Consider the following 2,030-nt stretch of genomic DNA (forward strand, 5'->3'; position numbering starts at 1 on the left):
GCTCAAGGGCGGTCCGGTCGAACCGTCGGTCGCGGTGCTCAAATACCAGCCGGGCGCCGGCGTGCCGCGCCACCGTCATGTCGGGCTGGAAACCATCGTCGTGCTGGAAGGCACGCAGAGCGACGAGAACGGCGACTATCCGGCAGGCAGCGTGATCCTCAATCCGGTCGGCACCGAGCATTCGGTGTGGACGAAGGACGGCTGCGTCGTGCTGATCCAGTGGGATTTGCCGGTGACCATTCTGGGGGACACGAGATGAGCGACATCCATTTCGACATCGGCAGCCTGCACGCGGCCTACCAAAGCGGCATCGGCATCGCCGATGTGATCGATACGGTGCTGGCCCGCATCGAAGCCGCTGGCGACCCCGGCATCTTCATCCACCTTGCGACGAGAGCCGAGATGCTGGCCGCGGCCGACGCGCTCGGGCCGTTCGACCCCGTGGCCAGGCCGCTCTGGGGCATCCCCTTCGCCGTCAAGGACAATATCGACGTCGCCGGCATGCCGACCACGGCCGCCTGCGCCGAATATGCCTACACGCCCGCAAGGGACGCCGCCGTGGTGGCGAGGCTCAGGGCCGCGGGCGCCCTGGTCGTCGGCAAGACCAATCTCGACCAGTTCGCCACCGGTCTGGTCGGCGTGCGCACGCCGTGGCCGATCCCGAGGAATGCGATCGATCCGAAACTGGTGCCCGGCGGCTCCTCCTCCGGCTCGGCCGTGGCGACGGCGCGCGGCATCGTCTCCTTCGCGCTTGGCACCGATACCGCCGGCTCGGGTCGCGTTCCGGCCGGCCTCAACAGCGTCGTCGGGCTGAAGCCGAGCGTCGGCGCGCTGTCGACGGCTGGCGTCGTGCCAGCCTGCCGGACGCTCGACTGCGTCTCGGTCTTCGCGCTGACCGTCGACGACGCCTATGCGGTATTCTCCGTCGCCGCCGCGCGCGACGCGGCCGATCCCTATTCGCGTGACATCGCCGTCCAATCGCTCGCGGCGCGCCCGCCGGCGCTGAGCGTCGGTATCCCGGCAAAAGCCGACCTGAAATTCTTCGGCGATGCGGCAATGCAGGCTGGTTTCGAGGCGTCGCTGGCCTTGCTGTCGCGGCTCGGCTGCCGCCCCGTCGAGATCCCGTTCGGCGACTTCTACGCCACCGCCGATCTTCTCTACGAGGGCGCCTGGGTGGCGGAACGCTATGCCGCGATCCGCGACTTCTTCGAGGTGAACGAAGCGGCCCTCCATCCCGTGACGCGCAAGATTATCGGCGGCGCCAGAAACCTATCGGCCGCCGACGCCTTCCGCGGGTTCTATGCCCTGCAGGCTTATAAGGCGCGGCTCGCCCCGGTCATCGCCTCCGTCGACCTGTTCTGCCTGCCGACGGCGCCAATCCACTACACGCTCGATGCCGTGCTTGCCGATCCGATCGCCACCAACAGCCGGTTGGGCACCTACACCAATTTCGTCAATCTGCTCGACATGTGCGGAATCGCCGTGCCGACCGGCACACGCGCCGACGGCCTGCCGATGAGCGTGACCCTGTTGGCCGCGGCAGGAAAGGATGGCCTCCTCGCGTCGGTCGCGCGCGACCTTCATTCAGCCAGCGATCTCACCCTCGGCGCGACCGGATGGCGGCAGCCAAGTGCTCAGCCCGCCGCCGCGCCCGCCGAGGACAGCATCGAACTGGTGGTGGTCGGCGCGCACCTCTCGGGAATGCCGCTCAATGGCCAGTTGAAGAATGCCGGAGCGCGTTTCTGCCGGGCGACGCGGACGAGCCCTTCCTACAAGCTCTATGAGCTTGCCGGCCAAATCCCACCCAAGCCCGGGCTGGTCCGGGTCGGCAGCGGCGGCGCGGCTATCGAGGTGGAGGTCTGGCGGCTTTGCGCCGATGCCTTCGGCCGTTTCGTCGCCGCTATCCCGCCGCCGCTCGGAATCGGCACCATCGAGCTCGACGACGGCACATCGGCGAAAGGGTTCCTTGCCGAAACCGCCGGCCTGCTGGCGGCGACGGATATCTCGGCCTATGGCGGCTGGCGCAATTT

At 68.2% G+C, this 2,030-nt stretch carries 2 protein-coding genes; both read left to right on the plus strand.

Going from position 1 to position 2,030, the window contains the following annotated elements:
* Positions 1–259 (plus strand): cupin domain-containing protein (locus EOA33_RS33690; protein ID WP_127407578.1); only part of this gene is annotated, 259 nt, incomplete at its 5' end.
* A partial coding sequence (gene atzF / locus EOA33_RS33695; protein WP_127407579.1) for an allophanate hydrolase occupies positions 256–2,030 on the plus strand: 1,775 nt, incomplete at its 3' end. The genes EOA33_RS33690 and atzF, both read left to right, overlap by 4 nt.

The sequence above is a fragment of the Mesorhizobium sp. M4A.F.Ca.ET.050.02.1.1 genome (assembly GCF_003997725.1).
Lineage (GTDB): Bacteria > Pseudomonadota > Alphaproteobacteria > Rhizobiales > Rhizobiaceae > Mesorhizobium.